We start from the raw sequence: 17047 nt of genomic DNA, 5'->3' as shown, positions 1-17047 counted from the left end.
TTATTGCTCCTTACCAAGATCAGGCTTTGCTACTTCTACTTGTAAACCTTCTTGTGGGTAGTCCGGAACAGTTAAGACAACTTGATCGTTGTCTCTAAGGCCCTTATTGATCAACATGAAGTCCTTTTCTGCTCTTAGCACGTTTACAATTCTCGGCTCTAATATGTTGTCTTGGTTTACGACCCACACCTTTTTGTTATTAACGATCTCTTGGGGCAATCGATAAATGTGCTTGAGTTTCTTGCCAATAAACTGAACTTCAACGTACGAGCCAAATTTAATCGGTGTCTCATCACTCTTCATCGAATAAGGGTCACTAAGGCTAACGATAATATTTGTCATTCTTGTGTTGCTATCTACGACGCCCAGATCACGTTCTAACCGACCAATACGCTCTATAGCCAAGACTCCTTGAAGAGTTATCTTCGCTTCACGCCCTATAAAATCATCAGGTATAAATGCACTATCAAAACCCGCAATCGGAATATGTATTTCACCTGATTCAATATTGTTCAATATTGCTACGTTGGTTCCAGCAGATACAAACTGACCTACCCCAAGTTCACGACTGACAACCAGCGCATCGTAAGGAGCAACAATATTACAATTTTCAAGATCTCGGCGCGCTCGCTTCAGATCAGCAAGCGAAGACTTCACTTTTGCCTCAGCACTGAGCAACTGAGGCTTTCGCAAATACAGCTCAGTAACTTGTGATTTTGGTAATCGTTTTGCCTGTTTTTGAGCAACGTTAGCCTGCGCTTGTTCTTCGATTAGAGCAGCTCGCGCACTCGCAACATTGGCTTCTGCTTGAAGAACCGCAGCCTGATAGTTTTCACTCTCTAAAGTGAAAAGCACCTCTCCACGCTTAACAATCCCCCCAACGACGAAATTAGGATGCCAACTGATTACTTCTCCAGAAACCTGTGCGGACAACCGTGTGACCTCAACGGGAACGATTTCTCCATGCCCTATTATAACGACATTATGGTCGCCAGACTGAACCTTAGACACTGTTACTGTAGGTGGTGCCTTAGCAGCACGAAGATTTTTACCCTCTTCACTACTTGAGGTAATAGCGGAGAACGCCGCGTAAGAGCAGCCTAGTATTAAAAATGGAACGAGCCAACGTAACGACTTACGAGTCATATAAAATCCTTTTCCATAATTATTTTTGGAGTATGTTCGACGCTCAACGGTAGCTTGTTATACGTTTCTCGATGTCTAAGAAACCAGATTTCTACACCGCCAATTGCTGTCAATTAGAATACTATATGAAATCACAATTAATTATCAGCTTGATAACGCAGAAAAAACATATTTTCAGAGTATTTAATATCTTACAAAATTTATATCTCAATAATCTCAAAACGTTTAATAAATATCGCCAAGTAACCTCAAGATGCTAGGTTCAGCGATAATAGCTTGCTTGACGGGCAAGACAACTCGCCCTTTAGAGAGTGCATTTTGAAGTCACATGGAAATAAAACTCTTTACCTCAAGTTAAGTTTAGGTATTACGCTATCTGGGTTTTTATAAATTCAATAAGGAAGTCATTGATGAAATCACTCGTAATATTCTCCAGTGCGAACCCAAAAGGTAACACCGCCAAACTCATCGAACATCTTGCAACAAATATTAACCTAGAGATCATAAACCTTGATCAATGCAAAATCAGTCCTTACCGCTATGACAATCAATATGAAGCCGATGATTTTTATAGAATCTTTGAGAAAATTTTAGAATCAGATAATCTCATATTTGCTTCTCCTACTTATTGGTATTCAGTGACTGCACCAATGAAAGCATTTTTTGATAGAATGACAGAGCTGACTGATAAAGCAGAATTAAAACCTAAAGCAAGGGCACTGGCCTATAAAAGAGCATTTATCCTTACCACTTCTGGACGCAATCAAATCTGTCCGATCTTTGAAACTTTCTTTGTTGAGATATGCAAATATTTTAAAATGGAATACAGGTCATCTCTGCATGCCAAACAAGATGAAATAAATTTGCAGGAAATTTCTCAATTCGCATCATCTTTAAAGAGTCTCGGATAACTTTTCGTATATGAGAGCCCAAATTGATTAAAGTAAAATGTCGTATACCCAAGTGACCTCAAGATGCTAGGTTCAGCGAGAATGCGCTTTAAAACACAAGTCATCCTCGCGAACTACAAACTCTAGAGTCTCCTTGCCCACTGAATGATTAGCTCACACGTGTATCTTTGGATTGTTTGTGCTGGTACATTGCTTCATCAGCCAATACTATTAGATCTTCTTTGCAACGACTTTGATCCGGAAATCGAGAAACCCCGATACTAGCGCCAACTTTGAGCGCTTGTTTCTCAAATTCAATCGACCTAGCGACCATAGACAAGACATTCTCAACCTTCAACAACACATGATGAAACTCGTTCGCTGACTCTGTACAAATAACGAACTCGTCACCACCAAAACGTGCTACAAAATCATTCCCTTCAGAACAATCCTCAAGTCGACGTGCTACCTGAACAAGAACGTGATCGCCAGCATCATGGCCAAATTGATCGTTTACTATTTTGAAATCATCCAAATCTATAAACAAAAGAGCCAGCTTACTGCCTTTTCGTTCAGCATCTTGTATCGCTCTATCCAACTTATTATCGAATGCTCGACGATTGAGTAAATTCGTCAGTGGATCGTGCTCGGCCAAAAAAAGCAATTGTTCTTGTTTATGTTTCAACTGAAACGTTTGTTGAGCGACTTCATCTTCTAATTCTTGACGAGTCACAGTAGAAAGTCGTAGCGATTCACTCATCTGATTAAAAAAATCCGCCATGATTTTAAATTCGCTGTCCATTTTTTTACACTGGACTTTCGTGTCTAATTCACCGCGAGAGAGAGCGATCATCGCTTCTTTGATCGCATTAGAATCAGTTTTGAACCGATACAAAACTAACCACGCGATAGCGCTGACAATAATTGCAAATACAACCAGCCAGAATGCGGCTGCAAATATAAGACTTTGGAGTTTTTCTTTGTGTAATTTAACGACCGTCTTGTGTATTGCAGCAAGCTCTTCCGTCATGCTTTGTGCAATAGAGCTATAACGTGAGTATAAGATCCCACTGACTTTAAAAGATGTTCTATCGCTAACAACTTTATTGTTAAGATCTGACAAATAACGCTGTTTTTCATACTTAATCAAACGCTGAAGACTTTCGTTCATCACTTGAACATCGTCGAGTTGAATTCCCAAAACGGCATCTTTTTCCCGAAGTTGTTGAGCGATACTATCTTGTATTTCGTTGAGCTTTCCTGAGGCTAAGCTATTCCCTTTCTGTTTATAGGTCCAGAGTTCACCTTTTAGTGAATCAACGTCTAGTTGCAAATCAACAAGGTAGTTGATCTCTACTTGAGTCGATTCCTGCTCTGACTGAATCTGAAAAAAAGCAACCAACACAACCAGTACAAACAGTAACGTCATCGTAGATAGAGCGAGCATTTTATTTGATAACGAATCAAGCATTTCATTGCTCCAGCGTATTCACAATACTTTTACCCAGCATACATCGAGCTTTTTTATATCCGCTCTGTTTAATTAGATTGGAGTGACTTTTTTAGGCTCGGACGTTTAACTTTAGCCTATGATTGTTCGAAAAATCACCCACTGTTCAAAAAACACCCACAAACCGCGAGAATTGAGCCACAAATGCACCACAAATCTCAAAATTCAATCTTTTTATTGTTAGATAATTCACTAAGAATATGGTGGTATTTGCTACTCTTTACATTGATACAAAGAGCAAAATTTTTCGTATGTAAAATAACAATTTGACAGTGGTAAAACCAAAATGAAGTTACTCATTTTAAGTGCCAACGGCGGTATCGGAAATGCAGTCGTTGGTGAATGTTTACGTCGATTCCCAGAAGCTACTATTATTGGCACTTACAGACGCTCTTACAGTGAGGTCACTCATCAAAATATACTCTGGTTTAGAGTTAACCTCTCCTCTGAGGAAGAGGTGGAGCAGCTTTCAAAAGAAGTAGGGAATGTTGATTGGATCATAAACTGCACGGGCTTTTTGCATGGTGAGCATAAAGGGCCAGAGAAGAACATCAGCTCCTTAAGCCAAGAATTCTTTATTGAAAATATCAACAGAAACACCGTACCTACCCTTTTATTGGCTAAATATTTTACTAAAACTCTCAAGCAATCTTCAAACCCCAAAGTGGCAGTATTGTCAGCAAAAGTCGGCAGCATTGATGATAACCAACTAGGCGGCTGGTACAGTTACCGCTGCGCAAAAGCTGCTCTAAACATGTTGATAAAAACAATATCGATTGAGTGGCATAGGGTCTTACCCAAAGCCACTATTGTTGCCCTACACCCTGGGACAACAGATACGTCCCTTTCCAAACCGTTTCAAGCTAATGTGCCACCAGAAAAATTATTTTCCACGGAAAAGGTCGCTTTCGACCTTCTCAACGTTATAGAAGCGACAACTGCAGAGTCCAGTGGTGAGTTTTATAATTATGCTGGGGAAAAGCTACCTTGGTAGCTAATCGTTAAATGATTTTCTGGTCTTACGACATCGCTCCGAGCAATATTTGACATCATCCCAACATCGCGCCCACTTTTTTCGCCAAGAAAAGGGGCGCTCACATACCTCACAAGTTTTGTGAGGTAAATGTTGCTTCTTAACTCGAGGTGGCATGACGTCGCTTACGTCGTTTGATATTCGACTCTTTAACTAATACATCAAATAGTGGTGCAAACAGATTTGCGAAGAGGATGGCGAGCATTATACCTTCAGGATAAGCTGGATTTAATACCCGTATACCGATGGCCATGACACCAATCAAAATACCATAAGCCCACTTACCCGAGTTTGTGAAGGCCGCTGATACTGGATCTGTCGCCATAAAGAATGCACCAAAGGCAACTCCACCCAACACAAGGTGCCAATGGAATGGCATCGAAAACATTGGGTTGGTATCAGACCCTATCATATTAAGTAATGTCGATGTTGCTGCCAGCCCAATCATAACGCCAGCGACGATACGCCAAGACGCAATTCGCATCCCTATCAGCATTAATCCCGCTAGGGCTATCAGCAAAGTAGATCCCTCTCCCATCGAGCCGGGCAAGTTGCCTAAAAACGCGTCGGACCAAAGCAAGGGTTGCCCAGTTGCGTTGTTAATTAGTCCAGCACTGCCACTTTCATACCATTGACTCAATGGCGTCGCTCCCGAGTATCCATCAGCAGCAACCCAAACCAATCCGCCTGACATGTTAGCGGGATAGGCAAAGTACAAAAAAGCGCGACCAGCGAGTGCAGGATTGAGGAAGTTCCGGCCTGTACCGCCGAAGATTTCTTTCGCTACCACAATACCAAACGTGATCCCAAGTGCAGCTTGCCACAAAGGCAGAGTTGGAGGGAGTATCAACGAGAAAAGAACTGAGCTGACAAAGAACCCTTCATTTACCTCATGTTTACGAATGACTGCAAATAGCACTTCCCAGAAGCCGCCCACAACAAAGACAGTGGCATATATGGGCACAAAATAGGTAGCACCAAGCAGCATCTTCGATGCCCATGTTGCTTCCAAAACTCCTTGCGCATTGGCGAATACCCAAGATAACCGCCAGCTCTCTGCAATTACTGGCAACATATCAGCGGCGGAGTAAGTAGACAGCAACGCCATCACCGTTTGATTACCAATGTTGTACATACCCCAGAACATAGTTGGGAATGTTGCCAGCCACACCATGATCATGATGCGTTTGAGATCGATACTATCTCGTACATGGGTATGCCCCTTGTTAACGCTTCCAGGGGTATAAAAGATAGTGGCGACGGCCTCATAAAGAGGGTACATCTTCTCGTACTTTCCACCCGCTTCGAACTGAGGAGCCATATCTTCCATTATACTTTTGAGACTCATGAGACCACCTTTTTTCCTTCTTATAGCTACCTTAAGTATTACGCAGAATTTCATAAAGCAGCGCAAAAAATTCTTAGCCATTTTGAATCACATCAAGCCAAGAGTCGGAGGACAATAAAATTTGAGCGGAAACACGACTTTTCAAGCGATTCGTAAGCGATAAAAAGATAAATTTTGATCATTTTTAAGGTGCATCACTACCCGAAACACGATGGAAATTACAATAAAGTCTGATCAATCTTTAGCAAGGTTTTGGACAAGAATAATTCATAACACACCAACAAAGCCTAAAAGTAACACGTCCAAAAATGAACATTCTAAACATTATTCTTTAAATTTGGAGTTCATAAGCTTACGAAGTAAGTTGTGGAATAAAAAGTTCAGGGTGCACACTCGCGGAAATCCAACTTATTGGCACCTCAAATAAGTACTGTCTGCCACTGTTAGGTCAGATTAGAAATCGTAGGGGGAAACGTGCTTGGCTAAACTTTGTAGATCTTTTAATCTAACTCATTTTGGGGCACTTTCGAGCTAGGAAATTCGTGTTTATAATTGCCTTCTATCTCATTTTTGGCTGAACCATCAATCTCGTAATTTATCTGGCTATACTGGAGGCTTTTTAATAAAACGTAGTGGAAATATGAGCATGAACTTAATTGGTCTGATTAGCTGTTTGCTGCGTAAAACAAATAGTTGATTTTGTTACACTGAACACACATTACTGCCTCTCTTCCTTTACTATCATACCTCGTAGGCATTTTATCTGAAAGACAAGCATGACACTCGGTAACACCAAGGGTTTTGTAGTTCATGATTCTGCATCGTCTTTTGATGCCGCGGCAGTTCTTTTGGTGTATGTCCTGAATTATCCTAAATAATTCAGAATGTCCTAAAAATAACAAACAAATCAGTTAATAATTATTTACCTAAACACAACTGCGCCTTGGCGCAGTTGTGGTTGTTGACCCTAGGGCGCTTTACCCTCTAATGCATCGTTTCACTTAAAAAAGCAAAATGAGCAAACACCAAAGATTCAACGCGAAATACCGCGTATTATTCTGAGACGCAAGAAACGTAATTGACGTTACTCGCAGTATAGGGGAAGGTGTAACCATTGCCGAGGTACACGTGGTAGAAATCGCTTTCAGAATCGCCTGGCGAGGCCGACCAGTAGCCGGAGTCAGTCGGCCAAGATTTCGCTGTAAACAAAGCAAGACTCGCACTAACAGCTATATATTCGTTATATAACGAGTCTAACGCCTCTTTCGTTGGCAGTTTCCAGTCACTACGACCATAGTAATGAGTATCCGCTAGATATTGGCACCATCGCTCCGCTTGACCGGTGTGATTAAATCTCACCGCCTTAAACCCGTCTAAACCATTTTTCCCATTTTCAGTGTATGTATCCGTGTAATCTGAACGAGGGTAGCTAATTTTCTTAAGGTAACTCAACTCAGGGTCTGGGGTATACCACACATCAGGGTTGTCGGTTGATGGCAACACCGGTAAACACGCAAACCCACCGCCGGGACACGGATAATTGCCCGAGAGCACATCCGCAAACGTAACACGGGCTGTGGTTGAGTCCATAACCTCGCCATTAGGGCGCTTTACATGGGCGATAATATCGACCGAGCCTTCCTCTGTATCACTGACCTTTACCACAGTATGGCCATCAACGTCTGTCGTTGCTGGGCTCACACTTACACTCGCGCTGTCACTGGACGAACTTTCTGCACTTATCAGTAATCCCGCCACCGGGTTACCGTTGGCATCTTTCAACGTCACTTGTAACGTATCTTGCGCTTGACCGTCTGCGGCGGCATTATCTTGGGTAACCACTAATCCCGTCTCTTCGGGGAACGTCGCCGTGTCTGCATCAGCAAGGTATGTCACCTCTGGGCTGATTAACACATTTTCTGCATCCCCGTTGTCTGTCACTTCAAAACGGTAGCTCCCTGCTTTGGTAGTGGCCGTGGTTAGCGTAGTGACCTTGCCTCGACTATCGGTGCTAATGTCCACATCGGTATCCGACAAGCTGCCACTTAACTTCTTGAGCGTGATCCCTTTTGAGTCTATCGGTTGAGTCACCGTCGCTAATACCACTCTGTCCCCATTGGCCACTACGCTGTCACGCTTCATGTTTAACGTCATTTCGTGACTCGCTAAACACGTGACGTAATACGGAATGCTTGGGTCATAGTCTTTAGTTTGTCCATCGTCTATCCAAAACCCTTTCATACTGTCACCGTCAGAGGCCAAATACGGTTTCTTTGATGGCCACAAATCTAATCCCTTGTGCTTGTCGTCGTTTAAGTGCGCTTGACGCAACGCTGTTAAGTCCTGTACGGTCGGTAACATTCCCAAGCTTTTACAATACGAGTCACCTGATATCGCATTGAACCCTGCTAATGTATTATTCGCGTGACTGTCCCACACCGCGCTCACGTTGTACCCTTTTCTATAGATATCTGAATATCTCTCCGGCGCTGTGAACGTGTTCTTGTTGTTATCATCCAATGACGTCCAGGTCATTGGGCCCTCGCTCGCCTTTACGTTCAGTTTTAATAGCCCTGAAGTAAACCCATTGTATTCATCCGCCACGATGTAACTGATGTAATGATCCCCCACCGTTCCTGCGCTGAACGTGAACGCTTTGTTGGTGATCGATTCTTTATCTACCAGCGACACATCGGCAGTGAAACTTTTCACTTCCAACAGTTGCCAATCGCCCCCCTCCGGATCGGTGATCCCTAAATCCGTGAGCTGAGATAAATCCAACGTCAGCGATTCACCCGAGCGCGCCGTTATCGCCGGGTTATTGGCATTAATGTCATATTTCGGCTGCGCAATGATCGGAGCTTGATTAACCACATCAGAGAACGTGATGTAAATCACCCCAAGCTTATCATCACCGCTTTGGCTGTTTTTCACCGTGAACACCACCCGGTTCCATCCCGCTAAGGCGGGCGGCGTAAAGGTAATGGTGGTACCATCAAGCGTAGCGGTGCCTTGGTTCCCTTCCATGCCCTGTACTGACACAAAGTCGGCCACTATCGCATCGCCTTCTTGCCAGTCGCTGCCCAATAGAGCGGCCACATCAAAGGCTTTCGGATCGTCATTTAAGGTCATCGCACCGGATATCGGCGGCAATAACGCTTGGCTCGCCGAGGTGGCCAGCACTTGTAAATGCACGCGCGTGCTTGGGGTCCCGACTTGATTGGCGGTGTACTGGTAATCACAGTGCGCCCCCTGTTGCGCGGTTAACGTCAAGCTCAACCCACTAATACCCGGTTGACCACACCCTTTACCTGTTACTGTGGCATCGCTCAGCTGGATCTGATCGCCGCGGACAAAATTTGAAACGTCAACATGCGAACGTACCCCCGGCTTGACGACACTGAAACCGTCCATCGCCAACATTTTTACTGTGGGTGTCGGTGGGCTAGGCGGCACAGGAGACGGCGAGTTGCCATCACTACCTCCGCCACAGCCGGTGAGTAATACCGCAATGCACGCGCCTAGGGTGTGCAAACGAAACGTGGTTTTTTTCATTTTCTTTTCACTCATTAAAACAGAGAGCTATTTTCTAGCTCACTGGTATTGTTATCTGTCGTTCATTCAAGCGCTTCGTTGTCGGTTATAAGCCAGCTTCAAACATCAAGACAAAGGTGTCTCGGTACGTCCCACTTATGAGCGTACCCATCGGTTGATTGCTAAAACCCACCTTTAACCGCACTTGTGCTTGTGTCAGGTTAGGCGCCAAGAGGGTGGCTTTGTGCTTACTGTTATCTATCTTTGCCATTGACATTGAATAAACGGTATTCAATACCACTTATCGACAACGGCACTTGCACTAATGGTTAATTACCGAAAACGCCAGTGAAAAAAATCCTTCACAAAAGCGGATAAATTAGTAAGCCTATATTCATTAGCGATTCCGGAGCGTTTTTTATGCTTTTTCTAACCCAAAATAAAATAAAAAATTTTTTTCATGTCGAAAAAATATTTTATCGAATGAGTGGCAGACTTCTTGATTATATAAGTTATTTTTTAAAACAATGCGTTGGGTAGACTTGCTTTGCAATTCACTTTGTAAATCCAGCCGGTAATCGCCCCACACGACAATTTTTTAAGAAAATTAAGGGAGAAAATTAAGGAAAAATTAAAAGGAAAAAATTAAGGACACACACCTTTAAAAATACACACCTTTAAAAATAATGCCAAATCACTCCTCCCAGTTTGAAGTTTCTATTGAGATATTATGGCGCTTTAGCGATATCGTTGCCGATTTGGATTAAAAGATAGCGTATTTGATTGAATATCTTAGTATTTATAGAAAACGAATTTCCAGCTGTTGAGCCGTAAGCATCTATCTTCAAGCTACTGCAAGTGGCAACTACTCAAATACGTATAAATGGAGCTTTTTCTTGCGAAGCACATCTCTAGCGATAATGGCTTTTGCTTGGCTGCCCACTGCAGTGGTGTGGGACTTTTCTAATTGGGTGCACACTTTTAGCCAATTATTTATGTTTCCCCCGAGCCTTCCTAATATAGGCGGTAGGCTCTCGTCTATAGAAGATTTATGTGGCCTTATTTGGCGGGCTGTCCAGTCGACCAATTCTAGATAATCCATCAATCGAAAAGGAATGCCATCGAGTTTTAAGTTGCTCTCATGACCAATAAAGGGATGAAGGCAAGGGGCGGTGGCAAGCTGCTTATCTAAGGCATTAATGCGAGCTTGGATGGAAGTAAAGTCGGAGTTTTCGGGTTTGTCGGCGATGCCAGCACGAACCGGGTTTAAGTCTACGTAGGCCATGGCGGCAGCGAGGGCTTTTTTATCGAGCAGAGCTTGGCTCTTAAATCGGCCTTCCCAGAAATGGCCCGTACAGTTATCCTCATTATTGGCTTTACACGCTATATCATAATTGAGTTCTTTCATATACCAGCTCAAATCCCATAATCGTTCCCGCCAAATTTCAATGAGCTCAATACATTTTTCATGCTCACTTTGGCTGGTCAGTTGGCCATGTAGCCAACGTTGAATGATGAGCGGTAATTTATGAGCTGCCCCCCAAAGTTCAACCACTTGATGCTCAGATAAGGCTATCGCTTTGGTTTGATTGATATTAACAACCAAGTGATAGTGATTACTCATAATGGCGTAGGCACAAATATCGATGCAGTAGAGGCTGGAAAGGGAATGCATTTTATTGACAATCCACTCTCTGCGGTGCTCGTAACTGACTTGGTTTTGCTTATCTTCACCGCATAAAAAACTGCGTCTCACACAACGAGAAACGCAGTGATAATAAGATGTTGCCTCGATTGAAATAAGCTGTTTGCGTGCCGTTGTCATAAACATACCTCCCCAATGGATTATGAGAGGTTAGCAATTACCTAAATGAACGGTTGTAATCCGCTTATCGAAAAAGAACGAATCATACTTTTTTAGTTCTTTTGGTGTGTGTCCTGATTCTTTTCTGATTCTTTTTGCTTTCTTGCTGATTCTTTCTGATTCTTCTCCTGATTATTTCTACGTCGAAAACAATGTTTCTTACTTTTGGTTGAACCATATTTTATATCTGAATAAAGTGATCGTTTAGATATGCTGATACATCAAAATAATCCTTTGCTAACGTAACTCCCCTTATAGTCGGTTGTTTAGGCGCTACAGCGGTAATATTAACAACATCACACCCAGCGCTTAGCGCAGATTGCATACCTGCTAGAGCATCTTCAAAAACGAGACACTGCTCAGGGACTACTTTCAGCTTTTTGGCTGTTAGTTTGTAGCCTTCAGGGTCTGGCTTTCCTTTTTGTACATCCTCTACAGTAACCAATATTTTAGGTACTGGAATTGTGGCAGCTATCAATCGTTGAACAGCTAATTCTCTTGGTGCAGACGTAAATATTGCCCAGTCGTGATCGTTTAACTTGTTCAGGAAAGCGATCGCTCCGCGTATAGGTTTTACAGAATCAACATTGTCCAATTCTATTGCTTCCAGCTTAGCAATTTCTTGCTTGATATTAAGGTGGGGCATCACCTCTTTGATGACTTCATCTGCTGGTCGACCATGAGATATCGCTAAAATGCGATCAATATTGATGTTATGTTCTAGCGCCCATAGGCTCCATGCCTTTTCGACAGCGTCCTTAGAATCGACAAGTGTTCCATCCATATCAAAGACGAATTTTGCATAGTTCTTCATTCTTTCAACCTCTTAAGTCTATTGTTAGTTTTGTTTTCGAGGTTAGCTAAACTCTTGGGTCTATTATTCGATATATCTCGTGTTTTGAGTCGCACTATCTGGACATTAAATGATATTATTTCGACAACATTTAAAGGTTGCATTTATTGGTGCTAAACAGAATGAGACCCATACCTACGAAAAGCTTGATACGTCCAGGCTACTCTTGGAGACATCATTTAGATGATTCTCCCTTAGAGCTATTGAAAGCTCATTTTCACAGTGAATTTGAGTTTCTGTTGCTTGATCACTCCCAAGGAGTAATTAGGATTGGAAGTGTTGATATAGATATCACTGCGTGTTCTTTGTTCTTGATTCCACCAGAATTACCCCATGATTTAAGAGGGTTAGTAGCAAATAGTAATAAGCTTCCCCCCGAGAGGTACAGCCTTTGGATTGATAAAGACTGGGTGTCGAATATGTTGATGCACTGTAAGGAGATGAGAAAGCTTTCTAGCATACTTGGCGATGGTTTATCCATTCAATTTTCCACACCAACCGCTGTAGAAGTAAAAACAGTCATTAATCAGATTGATTACACAACCTCAAGTCTAGAGCAGCTATCGGTGCTGTTTCGTGTGTTTTCAGTGGTAACTCAAGACAAGAATCCCATGACTTTAGGCTCTTCTGAACATGCTAAATTTGAGTCAGAAAAAGATAGAATTGAAGCGCTATCTGAATATTTGAATCAGCATTATGCTCAAGATATATCGTTGCATGATTTGTCTCAGCATATTTTTTGTTGTGAACGAACGGTTAATCGTATTTTTATCCGTCATTTTGGCGAAACCTTTAGTCAAAGGCTAAAAAAAATACGATTGAGCCATGCAGCTAGCTTGTTGGAAACCTCTAGCCTTAAAATCAGTCATATATGCCAAATGGTTGGATACAATAATACCTCAAATTTCAATCGCTTATTTAAGATATATAAAGGATTAACACCGAGGGAGTACCGAGATAAATTTTCTAGTAAATAGGAGATAGGTGATAGAACTATGTATTCAGATAGATCTTCACCAGTTGGCTCAAGCAAGTAGCTTGCTCATTTGTCCGTTAACGCCTGATCTCGCCTAATGAAATCACACAAAAATGCAATCAGAGGTTGCCAGATAGAAGAGTCGGTTTTACACATAAATGGGAGAAGTTGTGAACCGCTGTTCCACACCAAGTCATAACTACAAGTATCGAACATTCAGCAGCGTGTTCCATTGCTTAGTCATAGCACTATGGCGGAATAGAGCACTTTCGAGCTAGAAAATTCGCATTTATGATTGCCTTCCATCTCATTTTTGGCTGAACCATCAATCTCGTAATTTATCTGGCTGTACTGGAGGCTTTTTAATAAAAAGTAGTGGAAATATGAGCATGAACGGAATTGGTCTGATTAGCTGTTTGCTGCGTAAAACGAATAATTGATTTCGTTACACTGGACACGCACTACTGCCGCTCTTTATTTCCTATCTCGTGGGCGTTTTATCTGGGGTAGAGGGCATGGCATCCGGTGAAACCAAGGGGGTAATGATTAACGATTCTGCATCGTCTTTTGATGCCGCAGCGATAAGCGTTTCCTTAACCGCGTTTATCGTTGCGTATTTTGTTTTTTACACTATCAGCCCTACCATTATCATCGCCGCGAAAGCGCGTTCTTATTAGTTTCTAGAGGAAACTCAAATAACTTGTCTTGTCACCCCAATGTTTGCTGTAATTGGGCTTCGTTAGCTCTGTGTGGATTAAAAATAATGATCGAAGAAGTTTATCTGGCGGGAGGATGCCTGTGGGGTGTGCAAGAGTTTATCCGTCACGTGCCAGGAGTTGTTAAGACAGAAGCAGGGAGAGCGAATGGTTCCAGCTCATCAACCACTGGCCCCTATGATGATTACGTCGAATGCGTCAAAACTTGCTTTGACCCAAGCAAGACAAGTATCGAGCGTTTGATGACTCATCTTTTTGAGATTATTGATCCATACAGTGTCGATCAGCAAGGAGCCGATGTCGGTAGGAAGTACCGCACCGGTTTATACAGTACCAACACCGACCATTTAACAACGGCGAAATCGTTCATTGCAAATAGAGAAGATGCAGACCGAATTACAGTCGAGGTACTTCTCCTAACAAACTACGTACCGAGTGATGCAGAGCATCAAGACCGACTGACACGTTTTCCCGACGATTATTGCCACATCCCAACTGATTTGATGAAAAAGTACCGCTCAACTGAGCCAAACTGATTTCAATCCATAGTGCTTTGATTGACTTTCCACTCGGTCTTTTCACCACTCACAGAAAGTGGCTCTAGCGCCTTATCGGGCTTGGCATAATCCAACCGATACAGGCGTTGAGTTACGTGATAACTGTCCAAACCACTTATAGTAACTAGATCCATCGACTCAACATCCAAATAACCATCAGGTTGAATGGCGTCACTAGGCACGCGCACTTGTTCTACTTCCCCGATGATAAGTTCCGTGTCATTCGCTTTTATTATGTGATGCTCTTTAAGCGTGAGGGCAATTTTTAAACCACTCTCAAGAACAAAAGGCGCAATAAAATCGTTATCAGTGTAGGGAGTCAAACCCACAGCTTGAAACTCTGACTGATTTTTGGGATAGCGTGCAGAAGTCTGATGAGCAAGCGCAGCGATATCCTCGTCAATAGAATTTAGAGTAAACGATTTTGTCGCAAGAATATTTTCTAAAGTATGCCTTTCGACTGAGTTTGGACGATTAATAAATCCTATAAGAGGAGGGTTGGACCCGATGTGTACAACCGAGCTTACAATGGCTAAATTGGGATTGCCTTGTTGGTCAACTGTCCCGACCAAGTTAGCGCTCTTAAAACCAGTTAGGCTATTGATAAAACGAGCTCGATAACGTGACTCCATCGAACCCAAATGCTGTTTAGTGATTTGCTTTTCTTGGCTCATAAATACCTGACATTTCAAAACGTTCATTTTTCTGTCTTAGCCTTACGTAATTGCGGTTGAAACGATCACCCTTTTCTAACATGAATCGCCAGCACACGTTTTGATTCCCGATACACATCATCCCGTTTCTTCCATGTCCATAGGCGATCGCGAGCCAAACGACCCGCATGTTCGATATCGATGATAGGATTAAGATAAACGCTTTCCGAGTCGAGGTCGTAAAGAACAGCTTCCATTGGAGTGATCTGTGATGGTGAGTAAAGCAGTGGTATCGGTATACCCTTTAGTTCGGGTACCCACCGAAGAATGAATTGCCCGTCTGGATCATGTTCTTGTGCCTGCTTTATTGGATTGTAGATTCTTATTGTGTTGATGCCAGTCACACCCGCTTGCATTTGAAACTGCGCATAGTGAATTCCCGGCTCAAAATCCAAGAATAAACTCGCAAGGTGCTCAACACCATAACGCCAGTCAAATCCCATATGATGAGTCAAGAAGCTCACTAGCATTGCTCGCATTCTGAAGTTGATATACCCCGTATGATGTAAGCACCGCATACACGCATCAACCAGAGGCACACCGGTTTGTCCTGATTTCCACGCCTGTAGTTTATCGAATTCTGTCGAAGAAGAGCTAGATAACAGGGGTTCATATGCCCTATTTAAACAACGAAATTCCATGTCGCATTCGGATTCAAATTTTTGGATAAAATGACAATGCCAATGCAAGCGAGATGAAAGCGCCGTTAAGCTACGACGAAAGCCTTTAGTATTCCAGTGCTCCAAAACGCGTTGGTAAACCTCTCGTAATGAAATGTTGCCCCATGCTAAATAAGGAGAGAGCCTAGAGCATGCTTTTCTCGATAAAGTTGGACTAGATAAGCTCTTGTAGTAGTTTTTACCGCGGCGTTCAAAAAAATCATCCAGTGTTTTCCAAGCTAAATCACTGCCTCCGGTCTGCATCCCTTGTGTTTTAGATCGCCACGCGTTCGGAATGTGACAGGGTAATGAAAGCGTTTTTTCACTGTAGGGTAGCAAATGTTCTTTCTTAAGATGCACAGTTGCCAAGGGAGAGCGCATAGTTTTTGCCCAGTTTTTATCCCACTTATCACGGCTACGAGCACCTCGTATGACTGCGCCTGTAGGAAACTCTTGCCAAGCAATTGTGTGTTGTTTGCAATATTGAGCAACTTCTAGATCTCTGTTAAAAGTAACCTTAAGCCCTATTTCCTGATAGGAATAAAGCATCTCTACATCATAGGTCGAGCAAACAGCTTCCAGAAAGTGAAAAATATCTGTGGTCGCGATGGTAATACTTCTGTTTAACGGCTCTAGACGTCGATTCATATCAACGAGAGACTGATAAACAAATCTCCAGTGACGCTCACTATAATGGGGATTATCCAAAAGAAACGGTTCGAACAAGTAGAATATGAGTGTAGGTCTACCCGATTGGGTTGCGGCGTACAGTGCTTCGTGGTCAGTTAACCTTAAGTCTCTTTTCAGCCACAGTAAATTAATCTTTTTCATAGCACCTCTCGTAACAAAAGTTATACGAAAATAGTTAGCGTGTGAGTCAAAACGCACTTAAAAATCTAAAATGAGGATTAGGAACCTATGAAAATGGAATTAAGTAAACTAGAAAAGTTTTTTGTCATCGATAAGCTGATCATTCATTCACTAGAGATGTCCCTGTACCAAGTGTCGGTAGAGGTCGATGGAGAGGAGTACTATGTTACCGATAATAAGGGCAACTTCCTCAAAGCCTTTTCCATTTTAGAATTGCAACGTCAATGCTCTAAGCTCAAGGTTGAAAAGCAGGTGTTACGGCATCAGAGCGCCTATGATGAAATGGTTGGCGGCCCGCAAAAAACGAGCTCAAACCAACTCGAAGTGCCCCTTATAGATCAAGGCTATTACTAAAATTTGTCCTTGCGAGATTAGTAG

The 17047-nt window shown here is 42.6% G+C and carries 15 protein-coding genes; 6 read left to right on the top strand and 9 right to left on the bottom strand.

The features are described from left to right. Positions 1–1146 (bottom strand): efflux RND transporter periplasmic adaptor subunit, encoded by a 1146-nt coding sequence (locus RH40_RS09740; RefSeq protein WP_009601303.1) that lies wholly within the window; start codon positions 1144–1146, stop codon positions 1–3. 410 nt (positions 1147–1556) lie between these two features. On the opposite strand from RH40_RS09740, the gene RH40_RS09735 reads away from it, so the two are divergent. Further along, positions 1557–2057, top strand: coding sequence for a flavodoxin family protein (locus RH40_RS09735; protein WP_009601302.1), 501 nt, complete (start codon positions 1557–1559; stop codon positions 2055–2057). A 148-nt stretch (positions 2058–2205) separates the two neighbouring features. On the opposite strand, the gene RH40_RS09730 is transcribed toward RH40_RS09735, so the two are convergent. Then, positions 2206–3507, bottom strand: coding sequence for a putative bifunctional diguanylate cyclase/phosphodiesterase (locus RH40_RS09730; protein ID WP_009601301.1), 1302 nt, complete (start codon positions 3505–3507; stop codon positions 2206–2208). A gap of 325 nt (positions 3508–3832) precedes the next feature. Here RH40_RS09730 and RH40_RS09725 point away from each other — a divergent pair, with 325 nt between their 5' ends. Then, on the top strand, positions 3833–4540 hold the full coding sequence (locus RH40_RS09725) for an SDR family oxidoreductase (protein ID WP_009601300.1): 708 nt from the start codon (positions 3833–3835) through the stop codon (positions 4538–4540). Here RH40_RS09725 and RH40_RS20330 read toward each other — a convergent pair whose 3' ends face one another. From RH40_RS20330 to RH40_RS09705, 5 genes are all read right to left on the bottom strand, one after another. Beyond that, positions 4541–4696 (bottom strand): DUF2256 domain-containing protein, encoded by a 156-nt coding sequence (locus RH40_RS20330; protein ID WP_009601299.1) that lies wholly within the window; start codon positions 4694–4696, stop codon positions 4541–4543. Then, entirely contained in the window at positions 4680–5927 is a 1248-nt protein-coding gene (locus tag RH40_RS09720; RefSeq protein WP_009601298.1) for an NADH:ubiquinone reductase (Na(+)-transporting) subunit B, read from the bottom strand. The genes RH40_RS20330 and RH40_RS09720 overlap by 17 nt, the downstream gene beginning before the upstream one ends. Positions 5928–6980: 1053 nt before the next feature. Further along, positions 6981–9482 carry an adhesion domain-containing protein gene (locus tag RH40_RS09715; RefSeq protein WP_009601297.1) on the bottom strand — a complete coding sequence of 834 codons (2502 nt, stop codon included), beginning with the start codon at positions 9480–9482 and terminating at the stop codon, positions 6981–6983. 844 nt (positions 9483–10326) lie between these two features. Continuing rightward, positions 10327–11286: a transposase gene (locus RH40_RS09710; protein ID WP_174260319.1), complete on the bottom strand. Its 960-nt coding sequence runs from the start codon at positions 11284–11286 to the stop codon at positions 10327–10329. A 220-nt stretch (positions 11287–11506) separates the two neighbouring features. Then, positions 11507–12139: an HAD-IA family hydrolase gene (locus RH40_RS09705; RefSeq protein WP_009601294.1), complete on the bottom strand. Its 633-nt coding sequence runs from the start codon at positions 12137–12139 to the stop codon at positions 11507–11509. Between the two features lie 161 nt (positions 12140–12300). On the opposite strand from RH40_RS09705, the gene RH40_RS09700 reads away from it, so the two are divergent. From RH40_RS09700 to RH40_RS09695, 3 genes are all read left to right on the top strand, one after another. Then, entirely contained in the window at positions 12301–13155 is an 855-nt protein-coding gene (locus RH40_RS09700) for an AraC family transcriptional regulator (RefSeq protein ID WP_009601293.1), read from the top strand. Positions 13156–13669: 514 nt separating this feature from the next. After that, complete coding sequence (locus RH40_RS20815) at positions 13670–13831, top strand: hypothetical protein (protein ID WP_009601292.1); 162 nt, start codon at positions 13670–13672, stop codon at positions 13829–13831. 86 nt (positions 13832–13917) lie between these two features. Next, a complete protein-coding gene (locus RH40_RS09695; RefSeq protein WP_009601291.1) occupies positions 13918–14406 on the top strand; it encodes a peptide-methionine (S)-S-oxide reductase in 489 nt (162 codons plus the stop codon). A 2-nt stretch (positions 14407–14408) separates the two neighbouring features. Here the strand turns inward: RH40_RS09695 and RH40_RS09690 are convergent, their stop codons facing one another. Next, a complete protein-coding gene (locus tag RH40_RS09690) occupies positions 14409–15101 on the bottom strand; it encodes a flavin reductase family protein (protein ID WP_009601290.1) in 693 nt (230 codons plus the stop codon). Between the two features lie 65 nt (positions 15102–15166). After that, positions 15167–16630 carry a cryptochrome/deoxyribodipyrimidine photo-lyase family protein gene (locus RH40_RS09685; protein ID WP_009601289.1) on the bottom strand — a complete coding sequence of 488 codons (1464 nt, stop codon included), beginning with the start codon at positions 16628–16630 and terminating at the stop codon, positions 15167–15169. A gap of 87 nt (positions 16631–16717) precedes the next feature. On the opposite strand from RH40_RS09685, the gene RH40_RS09680 reads away from it, so the two are divergent. Then, positions 16718–17023 carry a DUF6482 family protein gene (locus tag RH40_RS09680; RefSeq protein ID WP_039954505.1) on the top strand — a complete coding sequence of 102 codons (306 nt, stop codon included), beginning with the start codon at positions 16718–16720 and terminating at the stop codon, positions 17021–17023. Positions 17024–17047 lie beyond the last annotated feature (24 nt).

The organism is Vibrio caribbeanicus ATCC BAA-2122, from assembly GCF_000165125.1.
Taxonomy (GTDB): Bacteria; Pseudomonadota; Gammaproteobacteria; order Enterobacterales; family Vibrionaceae; genus Vibrio; species Vibrio caribbeanicus.
The sequence above is the reverse complement of the archived record's forward strand: the minus strand, read 5'-3'. Positions and strand labels throughout refer to the sequence as shown.